11 protein-coding genes and 1 pseudogene are annotated in these 25,879 nt (G+C 74.3%); 8 read left to right on the top strand and 4 right to left on the bottom strand.

The genetic code is table 11. The features are described from left to right. The first annotated feature begins 3 nt into the window (after positions 1-3). The 5 genes from ACI797_RS11470 to ACI797_RS11450 all read left to right on the top strand — a co-directional run bounded on the left by ACI797_RS11470 (position 4) and on the right by ACI797_RS11450 (position 12,036). The gene (locus ACI797_RS11470; protein ID WP_456858723.1) at positions 4-2,484 is read left to right on the top strand and encodes a hypothetical protein; all 2,481 of its coding nucleotides are present in this window, start codon (positions 4-6) and stop codon (positions 2,482-2,484) included. Continuing rightward, positions 2,481-5,066: a hypothetical protein gene (locus ACI797_RS11465; RefSeq protein ID WP_456858722.1), complete on the top strand. Its 2,586-nt coding sequence runs from the start codon at positions 2,481-2,483 to the stop codon at positions 5,064-5,066. The genes ACI797_RS11470 and ACI797_RS11465 overlap by 4 nt, the downstream gene beginning before the upstream one ends. Beyond that, entirely contained in the window at positions 5,063-7,159 is a 2,097-nt protein-coding gene (locus ACI797_RS11460) for a hypothetical protein (RefSeq protein WP_456858721.1), read from the top strand. Before ACI797_RS11465 ends, ACI797_RS11460 begins: the two co-directional genes overlap by 4 nt. Continuing rightward, positions 7,156-9,696, top strand: a complete 2,541-nt coding sequence (locus ACI797_RS11455; RefSeq protein ID WP_456858720.1) for a DUF6519 domain-containing protein — start codon at positions 7,156-7,158, stop codon at positions 9,694-9,696. Before ACI797_RS11460 ends, ACI797_RS11455 begins: the two co-directional genes overlap by 4 nt. A gap of 258 nt (positions 9,697-9,954) precedes the next feature. Beyond that, the gene (locus ACI797_RS11450) at positions 9,955-12,036 is read left to right on the top strand and encodes an eCIS core domain-containing protein (protein WP_456858719.1); all 2,082 of its coding nucleotides are present in this window, start codon (positions 9,955-9,957) and stop codon (positions 12,034-12,036) included. 22 nt (positions 12,037-12,058) lie between these two features. Here the strand turns inward: ACI797_RS11450 and ACI797_RS11445 are convergent, their stop codons facing one another. Then, a complete protein-coding gene (locus ACI797_RS11445) occupies positions 12,059-13,840 on the bottom strand; it encodes an eCIS core domain-containing protein (protein ID WP_456858718.1) in 1,782 nt (593 codons plus the stop codon). 312 nt (positions 13,841-14,152) lie between these two features. On the opposite strand from ACI797_RS11445, the gene ACI797_RS11440 reads away from it, so the two are divergent. The 3 genes and pseudogenes from ACI797_RS11440 to ACI797_RS11430 form a co-directional block, all read left to right on the top strand. Then, positions 14,153-14,833 carry a DUF7002 family protein gene (locus tag ACI797_RS11440; RefSeq protein ID WP_456858717.1) on the top strand — a complete coding sequence of 227 codons (681 nt, stop codon included), beginning with the start codon at positions 14,153-14,155 and terminating at the stop codon, positions 14,831-14,833. 518 nt (positions 14,834-15,351) lie between these two features. Next, a complete protein-coding gene (locus tag ACI797_RS11435; protein ID WP_456858716.1) occupies positions 15,352-15,963 on the top strand; it encodes an adenylate kinase in 612 nt (203 codons plus the stop codon). A gap of 126 nt (positions 15,964-16,089) precedes the next feature. Beyond that, positions 16,090-16,272, top strand: a pseudogene (locus ACI797_RS11430) (NmrA family NAD(P)-binding protein); the annotation flags it as partial. A gap of 132 nt (positions 16,273-16,404) precedes the next feature. Here ACI797_RS11430 and ACI797_RS11425 read toward each other — a convergent pair. From ACI797_RS11425 to fabG, 3 genes are read right to left on the bottom strand one after another with little or no spacing between them, the layout of a single operon-like run. Next, positions 16,405-18,372 (bottom strand): 3-oxoacyl-ACP synthase III family protein, encoded by a 1,968-nt coding sequence (locus ACI797_RS11425; protein WP_456858715.1) that lies wholly within the window; start codon positions 18,370-18,372, stop codon positions 16,405-16,407. Positions 18,373-18,400: 28 nt separating this feature from the next. Further along, positions 18,401-23,890, bottom strand: coding sequence for an ATP-binding protein (locus ACI797_RS11420; protein ID WP_456858714.1), 5,490 nt, complete (start codon positions 23,888-23,890; stop codon positions 18,401-18,403). A gap of 60 nt (positions 23,891-23,950) precedes the next feature. Beyond that, positions 23,951-24,766 (bottom strand): 3-oxoacyl-ACP reductase FabG, encoded by an 816-nt coding sequence (gene fabG / locus ACI797_RS11415; RefSeq protein ID WP_456858713.1) that lies wholly within the window; start codon positions 24,764-24,766, stop codon positions 23,951-23,953. Positions 24,767-25,879: the final 1,113 nt, after the last annotated feature.

The following is a 25,879-nucleotide window of genomic DNA, read 5'->3' as shown; positions in this document are numbered from 1 at the left end:
CGGGTGGACGTCCTCGATCCGGCCGGCGGCCTGCTCCCCGACTGCCCGGCGGTGCACCGCCCCGCGGCGCTGCTCGCGCCGACGGCGCCCGCCCACGGTCTGCGTGGCGCCGGTGTGCGCACGACGGGCGCGGGCCGGATCGTCGACGTCTGGCTGTACGGCACGCCACCGGCGCAGCTGGCCGAGCCGCGCCGCTGGACGCTGCAGGCCGCGCGCGGCGCCCAGGCCGTCCAGGTCTCGCTGGCCGCCGTCGTGGCGGCGCCGGAGCCGCACGTCGAGCTGACCCTGACCGGCACCCCCGATCCCGGCCGCTACCTGCTGCAGGTCCTGCCCGAGCGCGCCGGCGACGCCACCCACCCGCCGCTGGCGCTGGTGCCGTTCGACCCGTTGCGCACCCGTCTGCCGGTCCGGTTGCGCCCCGAGTGCCCCGATCCGGGCTCCTGCTTCGAGACCCCGCCGGCGCGGCCACCGCGCCGGGCCTCGCCCGTGCACGACTACCTGGCGCGCGACTGGCGATCCCTGCGCGCGGCGCTGATCGAGTACCTGCTCCGGCGGGACCCGGCGGCCGACCTCTCCCCCGCGGACCCGGCGATCACCGTCCTGGAGCTGTTCGCCCATGCCGGGGACCTGCTGCACTACCGGCTCGACCGGATGGCGACCGAGGCCTACCTCGGCACGGCGCGGCTGCGCACGTCGGTGCGCCGGCACGCGCGGCTGATGGACCACGTGCCGGCCGAGGCCGTGTCGGCGACCGCGTGGGTGCTGCTGCAGGCCGAGGCGAACGGCAGTGTGGTCGACGTCCGTCCCGAGGACACCGCCGTGGCCTCGGCCGGGGAGACGCTCGGGTTCACTCTCGAACTGGAGCAGCCCCTCAGCGTGCACCCCGCGCTCGGGGAGATCCCGATCTACGACTGGGGCGAGGATGCCTGCTGCCTTCCCGCGGGAGCCACCGAGTGCGTGCTGGTGCGTCCGCTGCCCGCCGACGCGGCCGGCGCGCCCTGGCTGCTGGCGGGGGACGCGCTCGTGTTCGAGGTGGTCGACCCGGAGGACCGCGCACGGCACCGGGCGTGGTCCCGGCGCGATCCGGCCGCGCCGTGGCCCGCCGTCGACGGCACCCGCGCACGCTTCCGCGAGCCGCTGCCCAGCCGCGCCGCCGCCGTCGTCACCCTGACCGAGGTGACCGACCTCGCCGATCCGCTCGCGCCGACCGGGATGCGCCTGTCCCGCGTGCGCTGGCGAGCGGCCGACGCGCTGCCCCGCCCCTACCCCGTCGGCATCGACACCGGCGCCGGGGGGGACGAGGTCACCGTGGCCCGCGGTCACCTCGTCCGCGCCCACCACGGCCGGCTGGTCGGCGGGCCGTCCGCGGCGGCTCCCCGGGACGGGGGACGGCCCGGGGAGGTGTGGCTCACCGGCGGCGGCACCGGCGGGGTGCCGGGGGTCAGCCGGCGGTCCTCCGGAACGCCGTACCGGCTCGAGCTGCGTGTCCTGTTGCCCTCCGGCGGGCGCGTGCTCGCCGAGCACGTGCCCTCGCTGCTCGCCGTCACGTCGGCAACCCAGCTGGCGTACGTGCTCGAGGTGGAGGACCACGAGCCGCCCGTGGCCCGCTTCCGCACCGGCGCCGTGGGGTTGGCTCCGCCCCTGGGAAGCCAGGTGCGGGCCCGCTACGAGGTCGGTGCCGGCGAGGTCGGTAACGTGCCGGCCGGGGCGCTGCAGCTGCTCGAGCGCAACTCCGCGGCCGGGAACATCGACGCGGCGCCCGTCTGGACGACCGTGCCGGGCGTCGTGGCCCGCAATCCGGAGGCCGCCGCCGGCGGCCGGGAGCCCGTGCCGCTGGACGCAACCCGCCGGGACGCGCCCCAGCTGTACGTCGCCGCCCCGCGGCGGGCGGTGTCGGTGGTCGACCACGCCGCCGCCGTCGCACGGGAGCCGGGTGTGCAGGGGGCGGCCGCCGAGCGCAGCTGGTCCGGATCGTGGCCGGTGGTGCAGACCGTCGTCGACCTCCTGGACACCGGCACGGGCGCACCCGAACCCGACGACGTGCGGCTCGCGGAGCTGTCCGCCCTGGTGGACGACATCCGCATGCTCGGCACCGAGGGACGGGTCAGCGTGGGGACGGCGGCGGGGCTCGTCATCTCCCTCGAGGTGTGCGCGACGCCGGGCGCGGACCCGGAGGAGGTGCGGCGCCGGGTCCTCGCCGTGCTGCGGCCGGGCACCGCACAGGCCCCGGGCCTGTTCTCCCCGTCGCGGCTGCAGCTCGGGCGCCCGGTGTACGTCTCCGCGGTGCTCGCGGCGGTCTCCGCGGTGCCCGGGGTGGACGCCGTCGAGGTGCGCGAGGCGCGGCGGCTCGGTGAGCCCCCCGGCACCGTGCACCAGGTGCTGACCGCGGCCGCGACCGAGCTGCCGGTGCTCGACGACGACCCGGCGACACCCACGCGGGGCCGGCTCGACGTGGTGGTCCGCGGAACGGAGGGTCACAGGTGAACGGTGCGACCGACCGGCCCTGCGGCGCCGAGGACACCGGGCTGACCGCGCCGGTTTCCCCGCCGGGGCGGCGCACGCTGGACCGGCAGCTCAGCGACTTCCACGGGTTCCTCCACCGGCTGGTGGCCGCCGTCGAGCAGACCCGCCCGGACGTCGACGGGCCGTTGCTGGGCCGCTCCTGGGACCTGGCGGGCGACCCGGCCGGGCTGCGGCTGGCCGAACTGTGGGCGTTCGTGGCCGATGGCGTTGCCGCCTACACCGCGCTCACGGCGGGCGAGTGCTACCTCGGCACCGCGCGCGACTGGACCGACCTGCAGCGCATCGTGGCGCTGACCGGTTTCCGGCCGCAGCCGCGGGTCGCGGCCCGGGGATGGGTGAAGGTCGACGTCGACGTCGGGGCGTCGCCCACGGTCCCGGCCGGCACCCGCGTGCAGGCCCCGGGGACCACGCAGCGGGCGGCGCAGACCTTCGAGGTGGTGGCGGACACGGTCCTGCGGGCGGACTGGGCCGGCCTGACCGCCACGGCGGTGCCCGTGCCCACCGCCCCGTCGGACCGGACGCTGCGCTTCCTGCTCGACCCCGGGTTCGCGCCCGGTGACCGGGTGCTCTTCGTGGCCGAGCAGGACGTCCCCACGGTCTCCGGCCCGCTGACCTGGTTCTCCTACTGGGGCTGGCTGCTCGCGCTGAATGCCTTCGTCCCCGTGATAAGCAAGAACCGGCCGGTGGCGGTGGCCGTGGTGACGGAGCGGGCGGAGGACCTGGGCACCGTGGTCGTCACCTTCGACCGCGACCTCACGAGCCTCCTGCCCGGCACCACGACGCCCTACGCCGCGTACCGGATCGTCGGGACCGCCGGCTCCGCGCGCCGGGTGACGCAGGTCGTCCGGGTGCCCGCCCCCGGCACCGTCGACGCCCCGATCATCACCGGCCTCTACCCGAGCGCCACGGCGGCGGTCAGCAGTACGCACGTGGTGCTCGACGCCGCGCTGGAGGAGCTGTCCGCGCAGCGTCAGGTGGCGCTGGTGGACTGGAACGGCACGACGCCCGCATGCGACATCGCGACTGTCTCGGCGCACCGGATCGTGGAGTGGCCGGTCGTCCCGGGCACGACCACCCGTGCCTCCCGGCTGGAGTTCGCCGCGCCGGTCGCCGCGCTCACCACTGCGTCGTCCGCGGGCCGGCCGGTCACGGCGTACGTGGTGGACCGCCGGGTGCCGGCCCGCACGTACGTCATCCCGGACGCCGTGACCGCGACGCCGGGCGTGCGGCCGCAGGTGCGCATCTACCCGGCGCCGGCGCACGACGCCGCCAACCCGCTGCAGCGCCTCGCGATCCGGGTCGGGTCCGGCGACGGCGACTGGCAGGTGTTCGGGTGCGCCGAGGCGCAGCCGGCGACGCAGGAGGCCGGCGCGGCGTCGGGGCCGGACGTGCCCCGCGGGATGGTGCTGGACCTCCTCGACGACGCCCCGGACGGGCCGATCGGGCGGGCCCCGGCCACCGCGAACCTCGCGCCCATCCGGCACGGGGCGATGACGTCCGGCGTCCTCGGCAGCGGCGACGCCGCCCGGGCCGGGCAGGTGATGCAGGTACCCAAGCCGCCCGTCGCCCATGACGTCACCGCTGACGGGAACGTCGTCTCCAGCCTCGAGGTCCGCGTCGACGGAGTGCGGTGGCAGGAGTTGCCGACGCTGTCGGGAGCCGGACCGGTGGACGCCTACTCCACCGAGCTCACCGCCGACGGCGGGATGCTCGTCCGCTTCGGGGACGGCGAGCAGGGGAACCGCCCGACCACCGGCAAGGGCAATGTCACCCAGACCCACCGGGTCGGCGGCGGGTCGGTCGGCGAGCTGCCTGCGGGGGCGATCGACACGCTCCTCGGCAGCATCCGAGGCGTGGTCGGGGTGCGGGGCGCAGGAGCCACGGTCGGCGGCGCGGACGGCGACGACGAGCGACGGATCGCCCGCCTGGCGCCGACCCGGTCGCGGGCACTGGGCCGCGCGGTGTCCCGTCAGGACCTGGCCGATCTGGCCCTGTCCTTCCCCGGCGTGAGCCATGCGACGGCGTGGCGCGGGGCCGGCCCGCCGGGCCACCGCTGCGGGGCCAACGGCGAGCACGTGGCCTTCCTGCGGGCCGACACCGGCGGACGCGTCCGCGCCCCGGTGACCTCGGAGGTGCGCGACCTGGCGGCCTTCCTCGAGGCGCACCGCGATCCGTCCGTGCCGTTGTGCGTCGCGCCGGCCGCGGTCACCGCACTCGGCTTGATCTGCCGCGTCGCCGTCGACCCCCGGTTCGTGGTCACCGACGTGGTCGGCGCCGTCGCCGCGAGCGTGGCGGCGGCCGGCGGCCCGCTGGACCCCCTCGAGCGCCGCCTCGGCCAGCCGCTGGACCGCTCCGACGTCGTCGCGGTCGTGCACGCCGTGCCCGGCGTGCTGGGTCTCTCGTCGCTCGTCCTCACCGACCCGAGGGGCGCCGGCCCGACCACCGCGCCGGCCGCGGCCGCCTCGATCGGGCGGGTGGTAGCCGACCGGTACCGACTGCTCGTGCTCGCCGACACCCCCGACGTCACCCCGGAGCCGACGTGACGACCAGTCCGGACACCGCCGCCGAGGCCGGGCGCGGCGTCGCGCGCTGGCTGCCGCCCACCGTCCTGGACGCGCCCGGACCCGACGTCACCGACCCGACCGCGGGTGTCCGGCTGCTCGAGCTGCTGCTCCGCGCCGTCGACGGGCAGCGCGCGCTGCTCGAGGCCGACATCGACACGCTCTGGGACGACCTGTTCATCGAGAGCTGCGCCGACTGGGTGGTCCCCTACCTCGGAGCGCTCCTCGGGCTGCCCTCGGACGCCGAACGGGCCGAGGTGGCCTTCGCGATCGCCCTGCGCCGGCGCAAGGGGACGCCGGCGGCGCTGGAGGACTTCGCCTTCGTCCTCACCGGCCTCACCGCGCGGGTCGTCGAGGGGTGGCAGGTGACCACCTGGGCGCAGCACCTCGGTCACGCGCCGCCGCTGCGGCCCGCTGCCCTGGACCTGCGTGAACCGGCCGCCCATCGGGTCGGCAGGCCCTTCGAGCAGGCCCGCCGCAGCGTGCGGCCGGACGGCCCCTGGGCCCCGGCCGCGGTCACCGCCGTCGTCTGGCCGTGGCAGGTGCGCACCTTGGTCGACACACAGGCGACGGCGCTCCCCGGGACCCGCCGCTTCGCACTGCACCCGCTGGGTGTCCCGGCCCCGCTGTACCTCCGGCCGCGCCCGCCGCGGGTCGCCGCGGAAGGCGACGCCGAGGGACGTGCGTCGCGGACGGGCGACGAGACCGACGCCCCGGTGCGCGCGACCTACGCCGTCCTCCAGGCCCTCGCCGCCCCCGGTGAGATCACCTACGGCTCCTCCCTGGCCCTGGCGACGACGCATCCGCTCGCGTCGGCGCCCGACGAGGACCCACGGCTGATCCGGGTGACCGTCGGCGGCTCGCCAGTCCCCTGGGACCGCCTGCGCTTCGGGAGTCTCCCGCCCGGGGCGGCCGCCCCGGCATCACCCGGAGCTGACCAGGTGGTGGTGGATGTGAACCGGGGGTCCGTCGAACTGGGCAGCGCCCTGAGGGGGACGCCGACCGTCACCTGGCACCGCGCCGTGCCGGGGACGCTGGGTGCACTGGCGTCCACCGGGGACGCCGATCCGCGGGCCCGTGTCGTCGTGGAGGTGCGGCCCGACGGCACGGTGCCCGACCTGGCGGCGGCGTTCACGGCCGGCGAGCAGCGATCCGTCGCCGCGGGCCTGTCGGCGGCGGACTCCACGCCCGGCGTGCCCGACGTGGAGATCCGGCTGCTGACCGCCGGCCGCCTGGCTGCACCCCCCGCCCAGACCTTCACCCCCACGCTGCCGCGCTGGCGGATCGTGGCGCCCCCACTGATGACACCCGTCGTCGACGGCAACCTCTCCCTGGACCTCCCGGGCGCCCGGGTCGAACTGGACGGCTTCTTCCTGCTGGGCGACCTCGTCGCCGGCGCACGCCTCGCCGGGCTGGAGCTGACCGGCCTGACCATGCACCCAGGCAGAGGCAGGCTGCTCGTCGACGCCACCGCCTGGGAGCTCGCCCTGTCGGCGCGCGCCTGCATCCTGGGTCCGATCCGGGCCGAGCTGTCGGCGCTCCCCGTCGAGCTGACCGACTGCGTCGTGGACGGCCGAGGCCACGGGTTCGACCCCTGCGGCCCGGACACCGCCCCCGCCGGGGTCGACGCCGTCGCGGCACGGGTGCGCTTCGGCCCGGCGCTGACCGCCGACGGGGTCACCTTCGCCGGCCCGGTCCGGGTCGACGCCGTGAACGCCGTCGACTGCCTGTTCGCCGACGGGATCGACGTCGTCCAGCAGCAGCAGGGCTGCCTGCGGCACTGCCACCTGGGGCCGCCACTGTCCACGCCGCCGCGTCTCCCGGTCACCTACCGTTGCGGACCGTTCGAGCCGCCCACCTTCGTGTCCGTCGCGTTCGACGCCGCCGGGTACTTCTGCCTGGAACTGGAGCCCGACGTGCCGCTGCTGTCCGGGGCCAGCGACGGAGGCGAGATCGGCGCCTACCACCGCACCCGCCGCGCCGCGCGGGTCCGCCGGCTACGGCGTCGCATCGACGAATTCGTCCCGCTCGGCATGACCGCCGAGGTGACCGTGGCCGACTGGGAGGAACGATGATCGGCGACTACACCAAGGTGCCCCTGCGGGACGGGGAACGCTGGACCGGCGCCCGGATGCAGCAGGGTCGTGTCCTGTTGGACCACGAGTGGAACCTCAACATCGACGCCGCCGACCGGACCCTGCGCGGTGCCGCCCGGGACGTCATCGGCCCGGCCGGCGTACCGGTGGGCAGCCGGGCGTTCCAGGTGGGGCTGACGACCACCGCGCCCCGCGACCTGACGCTCCAGCCGGGGCGGATCTGGGTCGACGGGCAGGCGGCGTACGCCCCGACCGCGTTCCGGTACCGGGACCAGGTGGACGTGCCGGACCTCCCGGCCGCGGGCCGCGCGCTGGTGTTCCTCGACGTCTTCCCCGAGCACCTGCAGCCCGCCGAGGCATGGGACGAGATCGTCGATCCGGCGCTCGATCCGGTGGAGGCCGGCGCCCGGACGCGGGTGGGTTTCCGGGTCCGGGTGACCGCCACGACCGCGGCGAACTGCCAGGCCGCCCTGGCGGCCCTCCGCCCGGAGGCGCTCTCGACCGGGCTGATGACGATCTCCCGGGCCGTGCCGGCCACCACGCCGGATCCGTGCGACCCGCCTGGTGACCCCCTGGGCATGCTGCCCAACGGCCTGTTCCGGGTCGAGGTGCTGGACGGCGGCAGCGCGACGACGGCTCGCTTCGCTTGGGCCGCAGACGACGGCGCGAGCACGGTTCGGGCGCTGTCGATCGCGGGGAACGAGGTGCGGCTGGGCCGGAGCCCTGCGGTGAAGTTCGCGGCCCAGGACCTGGTCGAGGTGTCCTGGTTGACCCGCCGGGCCGACCGGCGGGCGCACGGGGCGCTCTACCGGGTCACCGTCGTGACGCCCGACGAGGCAGGTGACCGGCTCACCCTGGACCGGGCGGTGTCGGGGGTGCCCACGGGCGGCGGCGGGATCGTGGTGCGGCGCTGGGACGGGCAGATGGTCGGGGCCGCCACCGACGTGACGGCCCTGGTGCGGACGGTCGACCTCGGCCTGCGCTTCCGGGCCGCCGCCACGGTGGGCACCCCGGCGGTCGCCGCGACCTACCTCACGGGGGACGCCTGGCAGGCGTGGCTGCGGCCGGCCTCGAGCACCGGCGTGGAGCCGCGCACCGCCGTCGCCGCCGACGGCATCCCGCACTCCTTCGTCGCCCTGGCCATGCTCGACCTGACGGCCGGGACCGTCGAGGACTGCCGGCCCACGTTCCCGCCGCTCACGGCACTGCCACGCACCACGTGCACCGTGACGGCGTTCCCCGGCGACGACCTCCAGGCCCTCGCCAACAGCCTGCCGGTGAGCGGTGGCGAGCTGTGCCTGGCCGCCGGCCGCTACACGCTGCCCCGCGCGGTGCGCCTGGCGAACCGGCGCCGCGTGGTCGTCACCGGTGTCGGCCCGGCAACGGTGGTGACCGCGCCCCGGGAGGAGGCCGTGTTCCGCTTCGAGGGCTGCCAGGAGATCGAGGTCACGGCGCTCCGGGCCGAGGGCGGCGCAGCGTCCGCGGAGCTGGAGGGTGCGTTGACCTTCGTCGGCTGCACCCGGATCCGCGTCTCCGAGTGCCATCTCGCCTGCCCCGACGCGACCGGTGAACGCTCGCAGACCGGCCTTACCGTGCGCGGGTCGACGGCCGCGCTCCCCCGCGAGGTGCGGATCGAGGGCAATCGCCTCGAGGTGGGCACGGGGCAGATCGGGCTGCTCGTCGTCGACGGCGAGGACGTCCTCATCCGTGGCAACGACATCGTGCACGTGGCGACGTCGAAGACCTTCCCGCTGGAGCCCTTCGTCGCCGAACTGGCCAGAGTGGGCGCCGACACCGACGACAAGCTCCGCTACGGACCCCGGTTGCTGGCCCTGCAGGACCAGTTGCGCAGCCGTGCGGAGAGGTTCCTGCCGCAGGGCCTGTCCATGCGCCAGGCCCTCCGCCGGGCCGCGCGGGAACTGATCGACGAAGGGACCATCGCCAGGGCGCACGAGCTGGTCGGGGCGAGGAGCGTCGCGCAGCTGGTCACGGGGCTGCAGGGCATCGTGGTGGCCGGACGGCGCGCGCGGACGATCCGCGTGCTGGACAACGTCGTGAGCGGCGTGTGCCAGGGCATCCACGTCGGCACGTCCGACCCCACCACCCGGGGGCGGGACCTCGCCGAGGACGTCCTCATCTCCCGCAACGTGGTGTCGGTGTCGCTGCCTGCCCTCTACAACCGGGGCCGGCACGCGGTCTTCGTCGGGAACGTCGGCCGCCTCGCCGTCCTCGAGACCTTCGCGGAGCTCCGCCGGTTGCACAACGAGGAGCGGTCGCCGGTCGACGGCATCCGGGTGATCGGCACGTTCGGGCCGTACCTCATGGTCCGGGAGTCGTCCCTCAGCGGCTTCACCACCGGCGTGCGCATCGAGGCGGAGGATCCGGGCGGCACGCACCTCTGGGTGGTGGCCGACACCCTCGCGTCCGGGGTGACGGACCGGCTCCAATCCGGGTCGCTCACCGCCGTCCTGGCACCGGCCGGGGCGGACCGCCCGCCGAACGTCGCGCTTCCGTGAGCCTTGACCCTCGGCCGACCACCGGCGGAAACTGGACGAGCTTCCGACAGAGTGCGAGGTTGCACCGGACGTGATCCGTCGTGGTCGCTCCGTCGTCCACGTAAGTCCGCTGGGTTCGACTCCTGGGTTGGGGCACCTGCGATGGAGCCGCGTGCCTCGTGTGCGCGGCTCCATCCCCGTCCGGCCGGGCTCTCCTGGCTGAGGATCCGGCAACCGTCCGGTGATGCCGCCGTGACGCCTCCGGGTTGAGGTGGTCGCATGGCGACCTACCACGTCGAAGTGCAGGCGCCGGGCCGTACCGGGCGCCCTTCCGGAACGGCAGCGGTCCCTCGCACCGTGACCCTCGCCGCTCGCCCTCCTCAGCCGGTCGTCCGACCATGGACGCCGGCGCCCGCCCTGGCAGAGCGCCACGACCACCCGGCCGCATGGACCGGCGCACCGGCCCTTACTCACGAGCTCAGCCGCGCGCTGAGCCGGCGCTCCCCCGAGGCCGGCCGGCCCGGTGAGCCGGACGAGGTCGCGGCCGAGCGCGTGGCCGACAGGGTCACGGGCGCCGGGTGGTCGGATATCGGCAGCGGGGAACGGCCTCCTGTCGCCACGGGCGGCTTCTCCGCGCTCCGGACCGCCCGGGACGCCAGTACTGCGCCGCTCGAACCGGCGGGTCCCGCGCGGTTCCTGGTGGCCGACGCCGTGGCGGGGCGGGGAGAACCGCTGCCTGTCACGGTGCGTCCACAGCTGGAGCGGTCCCTCGGTGCGGCGTTCTCCCGGGTGCGGGTGCACGACGACGAGACCGCCGCAGAGGCAGCGGCAGCGGTCGGAGCGCGTGCGTTCACCCTCGGTGAGCACGTCGTGTTCGGCAGAGGCGAGTACGAGCCGCGTACGGCATCCGGCGTCCACCTCCTGGTCCACGAGCTGGTTCACGTCCTGCAGGGTCGCGCCGGCGGCCCGCCCGGACTCCGGCGTCAGACCGACCCGCGGCACGCCCGCGGCTACGCCGGAGAGCAGGCGATGGGTTTCACGCTCTATCGCTACGAGGACGGGTGGGCGGCAATCCGCGGCCCGAGTGGCGCCGCCGGGCATGGAGTCACGAGCAGCGGCGAGGACGGCCTCTTCTACAACGTGCGCACCGGTCAGCTCCACATCGTGGACAACAAGTCGCTCGCGCGCCGCGGGAACGTCGGCTCGGCCACGGCGATCGATCCCAGCCGCAACCTGGGGAACAACGTCGAGGAGATGATCAGCGCCGTCGAGGGCTTCAGCGTGCGGGATCTCCCGATGCGGCAGCACGTGCTGCGCCTGCTGCGGCAGACCCGCGCCGCTCTGCGCGACGGCCTGCCACTCCCGGGCCGGGTCTCCCTCGTCGTCACGAACGCCGGTGGACGGTCGACGGGCGTGACGGCGCGCCTGCGTCGGCTCGGCGTCGTCTTCCGGGACGTCGCAGCCCCGACCTCGCCCCCCGGAACGGCACGCCCCTCGCTGCGTGGGGGTCCGCGCACCGGCCCCTTCGGCGCCCGGCTGCGGGCCCGGGCGAGGGGGGTGGCCGGGGCCTTGGCTCTGCTGGCGCTCGCCATCGGAGTGGAGCGACTGCGCGCCCAGCAACAGCAGCAACGAGAGCAGGCCGCCGTCGCCCGCGACTTCGACGCAGTCGTCGCGCCCGCGCTGGAGGAGTTCGTCGCCCAGCGGGCCGACGTCGTCGCCTCCCGCTCCGAGAGCATCGCCTTGGCCGTCGCGAGAGGAGATCCGGAAGCCGGGTGCCTGTACCTCTCCTACCGGTACCGCCTGCTCCGCCGTACCGGGATCACGGTCATCCCGCTGGGCCTCCAGGGAGCCGACGTCGAGGAGTTCGACGACTACCACGGGATCGAGTTCGACTCTGCGGAGCTCTCCGCATCGCCGGTCTCCGGAGAACGCGTACTGCCCTCGCGCTCGGCCGGGCTCGGCGCCGTCATCGAGCCGACCGAGATCCGAGCCAGCACTTCGTTGTACGGCCCCGGCCAGGCGATCGACGAACAGCTGCGGCTCCTGGAAGGGGTGCTCGTCCTGCGCGACGACGTCGCCTCACGCGACGACCTCGCGTCCGGGGAGGAGGGCGGCGGAAGGAAAGCGCCCGGAGCAGGTGCCACGGCTGCGCTGCCCGGCGCGCTGGGCGAGGCGCGAGAGGCACTCCGGCGCGGTGAACGTGCCGCGTTCTTCGACGCCCTGGATCGCGCGCGGGCTGCCCTCCAGGAACGCCTCGCGACCGATGCGGACACCCGGCTGGCCGATGTCGAGGAGGAGCTGGCCGAGATCACCGCGGTGTCGGCCCGACTGCCACAGCTCCAGTGCACCGGGTCGCCGTGAGACGGCGCGACCTCGGCTCCGCCTAGCGTGACGGGCGGAGGGCTCCGGCCTGCCGGAGTTCCCGTCCGTGGTCCGCGGGCTCCTGCCGGAAGGCGAGCAGGCCGTTGTCCCGGAGGAAGACGACGAGCTCGGTGGTCCTCCAGCCGAGGATCTGGTCCGGGGTGACCCGGGTGGGCGCACCACGGCGGTCGAGGGCCTGGTTCAGCGCCCCGGCGATCGAGACGAGGAGCACAGCGGGGATCCGGTAGGACGACAGCGGTCGGTTCGCGTCGGTGAGAAACCCCTGCAACTGGCTCTGCGGCGTTCGTCCGGTCACCCACACCGAGCCCGGCCGGATCTGCGCCCACAGCGCGAAGCCAACGGCCTGGAGGTCGGCCCGGGCCCGCGCGGGCAGGTCGGGGCTGAGCTCCCAGTTCATCGGGTCCAGCGACCCCGTCACGGAGTCGATCAGGTACGTCGCGGCACCTGTGACGGCGGCCGACAGACCCTGGCCGACGGCCACCGCTCCCTCCGCGACCGAGACGATGGTCCCGGTCACGGCACGGGGCACCGTGAACACCATCGCCTCGAACGCGCTCTCCGAGGCCCACTCACCCGCACGCCCGCCGGTGTAGGCGGCGGCTCCGACGACGACCAACGTCACGACGATCGCGCAGACGGCCGCCCCCGGCCCGCACAGGAGCGAGGCCGTCCACCCGGCCGCCAGCCCGCCCGCGCTCGCCCCGAGCCAGCCTCCCGCGAAGCCGCCGGCCTCCCGCGTGGCCACCCGCGCCGTCTCGACGCCGGGCTCCGCCTGTGAGATCTCGTAGATGGACGAGCCCAGGGACGCCGCGACCCCCAGTGGACCGGCGACCCGGGACACCCGGGCGACGACGGTCATCGCGCGGCTGGTGCGCCCGGCAGCGGAGACGATCGCGCGGGAGACCTCCTCGGAGTCCTGGATCCCGCGGGCGACCGCGCGGACCCGCTCGGGGTTGGCCAGGTCTGCGACGGACAACCCGAAGCGCGCCGGATCGCTGCGGACGATCCGCTCGCTGTAGATCGCCAGCAGCTCCGGCAGGGTGCGGCCCTCCTCCTTGATCGCCTCGGAGACCGCGGCACCACCGGGTGTCAGGCGTTCGCGGGTCGCGTTGAGCGCCTCGTTCCGCAGCCGCGAGGCGAGTTCGCGGGCCTGACGGTGGTCCACCCGCCCACTGTCGAGGTCGTCGAGGACCTGCTGGGAGATGGTCCGCGCCTCGTCGACGTAGTACGTGAGCCGGACGTGGGCGTCGTAGGCGGAATTGATACCGGCGGCACCGCCACCGGTGTGGGTTCCCTCGTCCGCCTGCTGACCGCTGGGTTGCCGGGCGACCCGGGCGGGTGAGTCGATCCCGCGCGGGAAGCCGCCGGCGGCCACCTGCCGCGCATCGCTTTCCAGGGCGGGATCGTCCTCGACACGTGCCCGTGCCGCGGCGTCCACCTCCCACGCCGAGGCACGACGCTGCTGCAGGACGTGTGTGAGCTCGTGCTGGAGCAGCCGGTCACCCCGGGGGGTGTCCGGACGGAACGCGCCGGCAGCGAACCCGATGTGTGGTCCCAGCGTCCAGGCGTCGGCCCGCAGGTCGCTGGCCGTCGTGGCGGCCCGGTCGTCGTCGTGCACGCGCACGAAGCTGAGATCGGTGCCGAACCGCCGGGACATCCGCGCGCGCAGCTCGCCATCGAGGGGGCGGCCGGGTTGCCCCGCGACGTCTGCGACGGAGCCGGGCCGGGCACCGGTGCCACCCGGGCGAGGGGTTCCCGGTCGCGATGCGTGGTCGTAGGTCACTGCGGCTGCCCCGGCTCGATCTGCGCGCCGGGATTCCGGACTCGGCCCGCGCCCTGCTCCGACTCTGCTGCCCCGACGGTAGGAGGCCTACGTCACGACGCCGTCACCGTGTCTCGCCCGGTCGCCTGCCGGTCCGGTGCGCGGGGTGGCGCCGAACGCCCCGGCAGATGTCTCCGGCTGGATGATGGGCCGTCCCAGAGCGCGGAGAGCGGTCGGAATGCACCTCAAGAAGCACTCGCCGCGCTACGAGCGGACAGAAGGCAGCGTTCCTGAGGGCACGGATGCCTACCTGGGGTCCTGCATGTGTTCTGTGTGACAACTGAGGACCTGATCGAGCGGTATCCGGTCCTCTACCACGTGGCCGAGGATGGAACCTGGCCGAGCGCCCGGCGCCACGGCCTGCTATCCGCAGTCGCGCTCCTCGAGCTGTTCGAGGCTTCGGCTCCGTTGCGCACGGAGGTCCTCGGCGGAGTTCGACGCGACAAGACGCTGCTTCGGCACCCCACCCATGGAACCGCGGTCATCCGTGATCAGCGGCCTCTGAAGTTCCTCCGCGACGTGCTCACTCCCAGTACAAGTGAGCAGGAGTACTTGGACCTCCTCAACGGTCGTGTCCACCTGTGGGCGTCGCTTGATCGGCTCGCGAGATTGCTGGGTGCTCGCGCATACCGGGAGGACTACCAGACCGTGCTGCATGTGGACACCGCACGGCTGATGGCTGCACACCCGGAGATCGAGTGGGCGCCGTGCAACACGGGCAGCATGCACGTGCCCAACGCACCCAAGCGCGGCAAGGACGTCTTTCTGCCGGTTGCCGACCATCCGCACGAGCAATCGGCGAGGAAGCGGGGCCGCGCAGGCGATGCTCTGGTGGAGGTCACCGTTCCCTACGGCATCCCGGACATCGGTGAGTACACCCTTCGCGTGGAACGGTGGCACGGTGGCGCCGTCGCGGAGGTGATCTACGAGGCGCCGTCCGTCCACGGGAGTTAGAGCGCGTGGAGCCGCTTGAAGTCACGCCTCAGAGTTCGAGCAGTCCCAGGCACGCCAGATGCGGGATCGAAATGGCAGTCCTTGAGGCGGCGCACTCGACACCGCGAATGGCGATCGGGCTCAGGCCGGAAATAGGCGTGTGCGCATGCAGCGTGTCGCCCCTCGGACACAGCAACGCGCCGGGCGCACCGCACGGACGCCTACGGCTGGCCTGCTCGAGTGGTCCGACACCCATCGATGCCCGCCGTCGAGGAGTTCGGCGGCGATCTCGACGTCGCCGTCGTGAAGCAGGACGGTGACGTACTCGCGCCGACGTCCACGGCTGAGGCCCAACAGGACACCGCCCGGGAAGCTCGCCAGACCGTGTGCGTATGTGTCGAGTTGCCCCTCGTACACCAGCTGCGATGTCGCGGGACAGTTCCCGGCTGTCCCGCCACATCCCTCATCTCGGCTCCGCTCACCGCGGATCCGACGGTGCTCCCCTCCCGGCGGAGCGGTCCGGGCGGCAGGCTGGACCGATGCGCATCGTTCTGCTCGGACCCCCTGGTTCCGGCAAGGGCACTCAGGCTGCGTTGCTGGCCGAGGCGCTCGGCGTGCCGGCCGTGTCGACGGGAGAGCTGTTCCGCGCCCACGTCGCCGCCGGGACGGAACTCGGCCAGACGGCGGCGGCCTTCGCGACCGTCGGTGACCTCGTCCCGGACGACATCACCACGGCGATACTGCTCGAACGGATCGAGCGGCCGGACTGCCTCACTGGATACCTCCTCGACGGCTTCCCGCGGACCGTCGGACAGGCCGAGCGACTGCGCGAGGAGCTCATCGCCCGGGCCACGCGTCTGGACGCCGTCATCTATCTCGAGGTCGCCGACGCGGAGCTGATCCGACGGATGGCCGCCCGCCGGGTGCTCGTGGACGGCGCCTGGGTCGTGCGCGCCGACGACCGGCCCGAGACCGTGCGCCACCGCCTCGAGGTCTACCGCGAGCAGACCGCTCCCCTGGTGGACTTCTACGGCGCGGACGGGATCTTGCGGCGAGTCGATGCCGACGGCGACGTGGACACCGTCGCCACACGGGTCCTCACCGCTCTCGACCGGGATGCGCCGAGCTCGACACAGCCCTCGCTCGGCTGAGCGCGTCCGACGAGCTGTCGCGTCCCGCTGGTTCTGGCTCATCGCTGTACCTCACCGGCCCTGGACAGCCCGGAGACATCCACGCCCGGCTCTGGTCGTCGACGGGGACGTCGGCCGGCGAGGGGCGTGCACGTGAGCGGCAGTGGGATCGTCGTCGTCACGGGAGCCACCGGTCGCCAGGGCCGAGCCGTCACCCGGGCCCTCCTCACAGGCGGGTGGACGGTGCGTCGGATGACGGCACCCCGAGAGGTTGCGGCGAGGGACCGGGCGGACTCCGGCGCGGACGTCGTCGTCGCCGGCACGGAGGACGCGCCCGCGCCCAACCGGCGCCTTCACCGGTGCGTACGGGCTTTACAGCGTGGAGAACTTCATGACGAGCGGACTCGACGGCGAGGTGCAGCAGGGCCGCAACGTCGGCGACGCGGCGCACCGCCCGCGGGCTCAGCCGAAGGCCTCGCGCATGTCCTCCGAGCCGTGCGCCGGCTCCCCGCCCCGCGCGAGGGCCGCCTCCGCCGTGCCGGGCTGCGGGGCAGTGCCCCCGCCGACCGCGACCACGGACGGATCGACCCGCATCACGGCGTATCCGGCGACGGCTCCGGCACCGAAGCCGGGCGCGAAGACCCGCACGGGCCCGGTGATCACGCCGTCGCGCACCGCGTCGTGGATGGCCAGCGGGATGCTCGCCGACGACGTGTTGCCTACCTGCTCGATGTTGAAGTAGAGCCGGTCGGCGGTCAGCCCGGCGCGCTCGGCCAGCTGGATCACCATCGTCTTGTTGGCCTGGTGCGGCACGATCAGGTCGATGCCGTCGAGCAGCGTCCCCTCCCCGCCGCCGGGGCGCGGCAGCGACTTCAGCTCGTCGATCATCTGGGCCAGGTACCGCCCGGCCAGCGCCTTCACCTGCGGGCCGAAGACGGTGATGTTGTTGTCGAACTCGGGATTGGGCCAGAGGATCGAGTTGACCTCGCTCGCCGGGCCGCTGGCGTAGCTGTTGAGGTAGTCGAAGTCCGAGGGCTCACCCGCTGCGGCCGGTCCGACGACCATCGCGGCGGCGCCGTCCCCGAAGATCATCCGCGAGGTGCGGACGTTGCCGATCTTGTCGGAGAACTTCTCCGCACACACCACGAGCACCGGCCGCTCCACCTCCTGCAGCAGCCGGGCGGCCTCGGCCAGGCCGTAGGGCATGCCCGCGCAGGCGGCGATGATGTCGTAGGCGGCATGGGTCTGGTAGATGCCGAGCTGGCCGCACAGGTAGGTGGCCAGCGACGGGATCAGCCGGGAGCTGGTGCAGGTGCACACCAGGACGGCGCCGATCTCCTCCGGGCCCCGGCCGGCCTTGTCCAGCGCGGTCTCGGCGGCCTGCAGGGCGAGGTCCTCCAGCGGGAGGGAGCTGTACCGGCGCTGCTCGATGCCGGTCTTCGCGCTGATCTCGGTCGCGCTCATCGGCGACCAGTTGTAGGCGCTGCTGCGGATGAGGTCGTCGTTGGAGCACGGCTGGTCGCCGTGCACCGCGGCCAGCGACTCCAGCCGCGGCGGCACGCGGAAGTCGCGGGCGTCGATCGGCCGGTACGGCCGGACGGGCTGCCGCGGCTCGCGCGGCTCGCGCGGCTGCGAGGGGAGCCGGTGCGCGGCCCCGGCGGCCAGCCGGCGCAGGAAGGCCCGCACCTCCTTGTCGCGGGGGTGGAAGGCGACCACGTAGTCGTCGTCCTGCAGCTTCCCGGCCTCGACCAGCTCGACCTGCGAGCGCTCCCACGGGTACTGGTTGTGCAGCACCATGGCCCAGCGGAGCAGCGCCTCGAGCTCGGGCACGTCCTCGACGACGTCGAGGATGTCGTCGTAGCCGTAGACGGGGTAGTCCGGGTCGTAGCGCGGCAGCCGGAAGGTGAGGTTGTCCGGCCGCTCCAGGAACTGCGCCACCGTCGGCTTGATGGCCGGCAGCGTGGTCGCGTGGTGCTTGCGGTTGGCGAAGACGTCGAACAGGGTGCCGAAGATCCGGTCCTCGACCGCGGCGTCCCATCGGGGCGGCAGCGCCGGGTAGGCCTCCTGCACGGCGGCGACCTTGGTCTCGCCGTCCTCCCACGGCTCGAGAACCGGCAGGAAGACGTCGGGGCGCGTCCGTGGGAGGTCGGCCCAGCGGGTGGGCCGCTTGTCGTACAGGGTGATCGAGAAGCGGTTGGCCCAGAACAGGTTGAGCGCCATGTCGCGCATCAGCGCGTACCGGCTGTCGTAGCCCCCGGTCCGGACCCGGTCGAGGATCTCGGTGCCCGTGGGCGCCTTGGTCTCGAAGTCGCGGGCTATGACGCTGTCGAGCTGGTCGAGGGAATCCACGGTGGAGAGGTCCAGCGCGGGCATGACGTTCGACGGGAACACCATGCGGCCGTGCCGGTTCAGGACGAACGCGTCGGACATGTGCCGGTCCTTCCTGGGTGCTGGGTTCTCAGCTCTTCGCGGCGCGCTCCATGCCCCGCTCCACGGCGGCGATCAGGCGGGGCCGCAGCTCGGCGGCGGGGACGATGGCGTGCACCGAGCCCACCCGGCGGGCGCGCTCGATGTCGTGGATCGCCTCGAACTCGTCGGCGACCTCGCCGAGCTTCTCGGAGCGCACGGTGGCGCGCAGCGTCGCGAGTTCCGCGCGCAGCCGGCCCTGCTCGACCGGGTCGGCGGACTGCAGGGCGGCCTCCAGCTCCCGTACCCGCGGGTCCGCTGCGGTGCGCTTGTCGACCTCGCGGGTGAAGACGACCGCGGCGGCGGGCGCGCCCCCGATCACCGAGGCGTAGGAGCCCTCGACGGCGAGGACCTCCATGTTGTCGTTGAGCACGCCGGAGAAGACCACGAAGGCGCCTCCGTGGTAGCGGGAGACCACGCAGAAGACGATCGGGCCGTCGAAGTTCACGAGCGCCCGGCCGATCTCCGCGCCGAACTCCAGCTGCACCTTGCGCAGCGACTCCGGTGAGCCGTCGAAACCCGACAGGTTGGCCAGCACGACCAGCGGGCGGTTGCCGCTGGCGGCGTTGATCGCCCGCGCGGTCTTCTTCGACGACCGCGGGAACAGGGTGCCCGCCGTCCACTGGTCCGGGCCGTCGGCCGGGAAGCTGCCCCGCCGCGGGATCGGGTGCGACTCGATGCCGATCACCGTCACCGGGTGACCGCCGAGGTAGGCGTCCTGGACGACGGCGGTGTCGGCGTCGGCCATCCCCGCCCACCGCTCGAGCACCGGGTGGTCGGCGTCGGTGACCGCGCGCATCACCGTGCGGATGTCGAAGGGCTTCTTGCGCTCCGGGTTCGCGGTCGACGAGAAGATGTCACCGACCGTGGTGAAGTCGCTCGACGGGTGCGAGTGCGGGAACGCGCACACGTCGCGCTCACGCGGGTCGCCGGTGTCGGCCGGGCGCGCCCACCGCTCGCCGGGGGCGAGGTAGGCGTACTCGTAGTGCTGGAACAGCAGCTCGCAGGCGGAGGTCAGGTGCGGCGCCCAGTACTGCGCCTGCCCGTTGGGGCCCATGACCCGGTCGTATCCGCCGATGCCGAAGTTGTCCTCGGCCGAGACCCCGCCGGAGTAGTCGAGCGAGTGCTTGCCGGTGAGCACCATCGCGCTGTCCGGCGTCATGATGAGGATGCCCTTGGTGTGCAGGAGCATCGTGGCCTCGGCGTTCCAGTACGGCTGGGCGCCCACGTTGATCCCGGCGACGACGACGTTGATCTCGCCGCCGGCCTGGGTGAACTCGATGATCCGGCGCAGGGCCCGGGCGACCCAGTCCATGTTCTCGGTGCCGCTGTCCATGGAGATCCGGGCGCCGGAGGACAGCGCGAACCACTCCACCGGAACGCCGCGCTCCTCGGCCAGGTCGAGGGCGGCGATGATCCGCGCGCACTCGGGCTCGGCGACGGTGCCCAGCTGCTTGGTCGGGTCGCCGAAGAGGGCCACCCGCGTCATGCCCTCGGGGTAGCGCTTGGTCGGGGTGCTGACGACGCCGACGACGATCCCGGCCCGGTTCTGCCCCGGCGGCCGCTGCACCGGCGCGAGCCGGCCGTCGGGGCCGAGGTCGTGCTCGACGAACGTGCCCTCGGGCCCGGCCAGCAGCGGGGCGAGCTCGTACGGGTAGACCGCGCCGCGGGCCCGGGAGCTGAGCACCTTCTCGGTGTAGTCGTCCAGGGTGCGCATCGGCTCGGTCGGCCGCTGGGTGAGCTGCAGCTGCACCCCGGTGCCCGGCCGGTAGGAGAACCGCAGCGCGACCTCCTCCGGCTCCTCCCCCGGCATGGCCAGCCGGGCCAGCAGCATGATCTGGTCGAGCCCGGCCCCCACGGTCAGCGGGGCGGCGGTGCGGGCGAACGCGGCCACCTCCGACAGCGGAACCTCGATGTTCGGCCAGGCGTAGAGGAACACCCGGTTGTGCTCCAGCGGCCGGCGCGAGCGCCGCCGGGACTGCGCCCGCCGCAGGCTGTCCAGGCAGGCGGTCAGCTGCCGCTCGACGGTCGGGTAGCCCACGATCTCGCCGTCCTCGTCGCGCAACGCGGCCAGGTCGCGGACCTCGGCCATCGCGATGAACCGCTCGTCGTTCGGGTTGTCGCGGGCGGTGACGTGGAACAGATAGGTGTCCTCGGCCGAGGGCAGCCGCTCGCCGTCGAAGTTCTTCAGCCGCCACAGGTTCAGCCGCTGCGCGGTCAGCGGGTGCAGGCCGCGCACCAGCCGGTCCTCGGCCAGCCCGTCCGGGCCGGGCCGGAACGTCACGGTCTCCACCTCGCCGGCCGGGGTGGAGACGGTCACCGTCACCCGGCGCAGCGACGGCAGCGGCGCCACGCCGACCAGCAGGGCCTGCAGCTTGGCGGCCAGCTCGTCGGGGTCGGCCGGGCGGTCGGGCCAGGACAGGTACAGGTCGGCCAGCAGTGTCCGCGGCCCGGGTGCCTCGGCGGCCAGCCGGGTCACCACCTCGAACACCGCGGGCAGCCCGTCCACCGGCGCCATCAGCGCCACCAGGTGCAGCCGGGTGCCGCGCAGGTCGTAGTCGGCGGTCACCGACGAGAGCCCGTCGACCAGCGCGGAGCGCACGTTCTGCAGATCCCGGCTGCGGTAGTAGCGCCGGGTCAGCACCTCCAGCACCGGGTCGGGGACGGCGCTGCGCCGGTCGGCGCGCTGCGAGAGCAGCCGGATCAGCGGCTCGGGGCTCTCGACCAGCTGCTCGACCCGCCGCATGGCCGCCTCGGCGTCACCGCGGGCGCCCGCCTCCTCCAGCTCGGCCAGCAGCCGGGCCGCCCCGGCGAGGACGACCTCCCGGTTCTCCCGGACGACTGGCTCCTCGAAGGAGCGGTAGCGCACCGCCCGGGCCACGTCCCCGACCGCCGGGTAGCGCAGCTGGGTGGCCAGCACCAGCCGGTCGAGGACGTCGGCCACCTCGGCACGCGCCGGGCCCGCCGGCGGCGGCGCCGCGAGCCACCGCTCGAGCAGGGCCAGCACCGCCGGCAGCTGGTCGCCGGTGCGCTGCTGGGCCAGGAAGATGCGGTGCACCGCCTCCTGCAGCGCCGGGCTGGGCTCGAGGTCCTCCACCTCGTAGTGCCGCAGCGCCCGGCGCAGCCGGCCGCGGAAGCTCTCCGGCAGCCCTTCCCGCTCGGCGTCGAGGGAGTGCAGATAGGCGTGGAAGTACTCGCGCGGGCTGTGGACCTGCTGATCGGCCTCCTCCTCGGCGCTGGCCGGGCGGTTGCGGGACAGGTCGACCAGGTCGGCGAACGTGGCGAGCACACCGAGCTCGCCGCGCAGCAGCTCATCGTCGGCGCCGTCGACCTCGGCGCGGGCGGCGCCGTACCCGGCCACCAGCTGGCGGGCGTGGGCTGAGCCGACGTCGTAGCCCGTGATCAGCGCCTGCAGCCCGGCCAGCTGCGACAGCGCGCGCTCCCGCGGGCGCGCGCCGGAGGCGTCGTCGTGCTCGGGCAGCACGACCCGCTCCCCGGGGACCTCCGCGGCGTCGCCGTTGGTCCGCTCCACCGACAGCAGCGGGGCGCCGGCGTCGACCTGGGCGTTGGCCCGGACGAGCAGCTCGCGAACGCGGCCGGCGAACGGGGCGCGCACCGCCGTCTCCATCTTCATGCTCTCAACGACGGCGACCGTCTGACCGGCCTCCACCTCCTCGCCGGGGGCGACGCGCAGCGCCACGACGACGGCCGGCGCCGGCGCCCGCACCAGGCCGCCGGCGTCCCGGCTGACCCGGTGCGCGACCCCGTCGACCTCCACCAGGTGCGAGCCGGTCCCCTCGACCGACACGACCGACCAGCGCCGGTCGCCGACGGCGAGCCGGGTCTCCAGCGGCCCGAGGCGGTCGACCTCCACGTCGACGTACCGGCCGTCGAGCAGCACCCGGTAGCGGTCCCGCCCGGTGGTGGCCACCGTGCAGCGGTAGACCTGCCCGCGGTAGCCGAGCTCGACCGGGCGCTCGACCTCGTGCGGGGCGCGGGGGCGGCCGCCCCGGGCGGAGGCGAGGAACGCGGCCCGTTCCCCCGCCTCCTCGGTCTCGGTGACGTCGATGGCCACCTGCACCAGCGCGACCCAGGCGTCGCCGAGCAGCGGGGCGGCTGCCGTGGTGCCGGGCCGGTCGAGCCACCCGGTGTCAGCCGTGCCGGCCACGACCTCCGGCCGGTCCAGCAGGTCGAGCAGGAAGGACTTGGTGGTGGTGCCGCCGCGGATGACGACCGTGGTGTCGCGCAGCGCGACGCGCAGCCGGGCCAGGGCCTCGGCGCGGTCCTGCCCCCAGGCGATGACCTTGGCGATCATCGAGTCGTACTGCGGCGGGATGACGTCGCCCTCGCCGAACCCGGTGTCCACCCGCACGCCCGGGCCGGTGGGCAGCCGCATCAGCTCGATCCGGCCCGGCGCCGGGGCGAAGCCCTGTTCAGCGTCCTCGGCGGTCAGCCGCGCCTCGACCGCGTGACCGCGCGCGACGGGCAGCTCCCCCTCGAGCCGGCCGCCCGCGGCCACGTGCAGCTGCAGCTTGACCAGGTCCAGGCCGGTGGTCTCCTCGGTGACCGGGTGCTCGACCTGCAGCCGGGTGTTCACCTCGAGGAAGGTGAACAGCTGCTCGTCGGGCTGGTACAGGAACTCCACGGTGCCCGCCCCGACATACCCGGCGGCGGCGACCAGCCGGGCCGCCGCCTCGCGCAGCGACCGGTCCTGCTCGGCGCTCAGCGCCGGCGACGCGGACTCCTCGATGATCTTCTGGTTGCGGCGCTGCACCGAGCAGTCGCGCACACCGGGCGCCCACACGGTGCCGTGCGCGTCGGCGAGCACCTGCACCTCGACGTGCCGGCCGCCCTCGACCAGGCGCTCCATGAACACGGTCGGGTCGCCGAAGGTGCGCGCGGCCTCGGCCTGGGTGCGGGTGATCGCCTCGCCCAGCTCGTCGGGGGTGCGGACGACGCGGATGCCGCGCCCGCCGCCCCCGCTGCGGGACTTGACGATCAGCGGGTAACCGATCTCCGCGGCGTGCCGACGCGCCTCGTCCGGGCCGGTCACCGGCCCGCGGCTCCAGGGCGCGACGGGCACGCCGACGCGCTCGGCGAGCTCCTTGGCCTCGATCTTGGCGCCGAGCAGCCGCATGGCCCCCGGCGGCGGGCCGACGAAGGTGACGCCGAGCGAGGCACACAGCTCGGCGAAGGCCGGGTCCTCGGCGACGAAGCCCCAGCCCACCCAGGCGGCGTCGGCGCGGGCCGCGCGCAGCGCCCGGCCCAGCTCGTCGTGGTCGAGGTAGGGGCTGCCCGCGCCGGTCTCCCGCAGCAGCACCGCCTCGTCGGCCGCGCGCACGAACGTCGCCCGCCGCTCGGCCTCGGTGTGCAGGGCGATGACCCGCGTACGGGATCCGTGCTCCGCGTTGAGCTCCCGGACGGCGCGGGTCAGCCGCATGGCCGGCTCACCCCGGTTGATCACGGCGATGCGGTCGAACACCCGGCACCTCTCCCTGGCTGTGTGGTCGGCCGTCGTCGCCGACGGGGCGGAAGAGTGGCCCTACATGTCCAGGCCGCCGTTGACCCCCCACACCTGGCCCGTGATGTAGGACGACGCGTCGGCGGCGAGGAAGTGGACGACGCGGGCGACCTCCTCCGGCTGCCCGAGCCGCCCGAGGGGGATCCTCGCCCGGAGGCCGTCGAGCACCTTGGGCGGCACCGTGGCCAGCATCTCGGTCGCGATGTAGCCAGGAGTCACCGCGTTGACGGTGACCCCGACCCCGTCGGTATGGCCGGCGCGCTGGAGTTGCATGGCGGCCTCCCGGGCGAGCGTCTTGGTGAGGCCGAACAGCCCGGACTTGGCGGAGGCGTAGTTGACCTGCCCGATGCCGCCGGTCTCGCCGATCACCGAGGACACCATCACGATGCGTCCGCTGCCCCGCTCCAGCATGTGCTTCAGCGCGGCCTGCGACAGGTAGAAGGCCCCCGACAGGTTGACGTCCAGGACGCGCCGCCAGTCGTCGTCGACCATCTTGAGCACGGTCTTGTCGGCGGTGATGCCGGCGTTGTTCACCAGGATGTCGAGTCGGCCGTGCGCCTCGATCACCTCGGCGACGGTGCGGCGGCAGTCGTCGGCGGACCCGATGTCGCCGCGGTGGACCGTGGCGTGGCTGTCGGGAAAGGCTCCGTTCACGTCCTCGCAGAAGGCATCGGCCGCCTGCTGGTTGCCGCTGTAGCCGGCCGCGACCTCAGCGCCCTGCGAGGCGAGGCTGCGGCAGATCGCCGCACCGATCCCACGGGTCCCGCCGGTCACGAAGGCGACCCGACCGAGCAGCTTGTCGCCGGTCCTCGCCGTCCTCACCTGGGTAGCCGTCACCGGGTCCTCCTCGAAAGAGAGGCGCGCACGCCTCGCTCCAGGACCGGAGCCGGTGGCCGTCCTGACGCCGCCTGCTCCGGCATCGGGTACGGGGAAGCATCCTGCGGGCCGGACGCGCCTGCAAACCGGGACCATCCACCCATGTGGAAGCCGCTCGGAGCGATCTCCCGGGCCCACTGCGAACCTTCGTCATGAGCTACGGCTGACGCCCGAGAGCCGTGTGCGTATGTAGCGTGTCGCCCCTCGGACACTTCGAAGTGGGATCCTTCCCACCAGCTCGGGTCGGAGCCACGCTCTGCGTCCCCGACCGGCACGGTCCTCGCCGATCCTCGATCGGCAACCATCCCATCACCTGCGGCGCTGACGGTCGGCTTCGACGCAGCGGTGCTGCGGCGCGTTCTGGGCGCGACTGCCGAGCAGGTGGCGGCACGGACGGTCCGGGCAATGCCGAACGCCGCTCCACCGAAGCCCGCGGTCGCACGCCGCCGGGCCCCGGCCCACCGCAGCGGACCGCCGCGTCCTCTGTGCCGACCGCTACCCCGACGGACCGCCGCCCCGCCGCCCGTGCCCGCGCCGGCGGGGCTGCCAGCCTCCTTCGCCGGCATCGGGGCGCTGCTGACCGGCGTCGGCGAGCGGGTGTCCGCCGACGCGCTCACCCTGGCCCCCGTCTCCTCCACCGGGCAGACCGGCGCAGCTGTCGACGTCTCCGGCATCAGGGCGATGAATGCCGCGATGGCGCCGGCGCGCAGCAACACCGTGCTGCGGGCGCTGGACGGCAAGGGCCGCCTCGTGCTGCCGCTGGAGGTGGCCACCGCGACGCGGGTGCCTGCGGAGCGGGACGGTGCAGTGATCACCGTCTTCCTGCCCGGCGCGACCGACTGCCCCCGGCCCAACTTCTCCGCTGCGCCGCTGCCGCTGGACGCCCGCGGCCGGCTCACCGTGACCGCCGCGGTGCGGCCCGCAGGGCTGACGAGTCGGCGGCTCTCCCAGCTCACACCGGCGAGGTGCGGACCTTTCGCCGCCGGCGCCCTACCGTCCGGGGCTCTTGCGGCTGTGGCCACCAGACGACAGCCGCCGCCTCCCCGCCCCACGCGATGGACAGGACATGGCCCG

This window comes from Geodermatophilus sp. SYSU D00691 (genome assembly GCF_054050275.1).
Note: the sequence above shows the minus strand (reverse complement) of the source record. Positions and strands in the feature narration are given on the sequence as shown.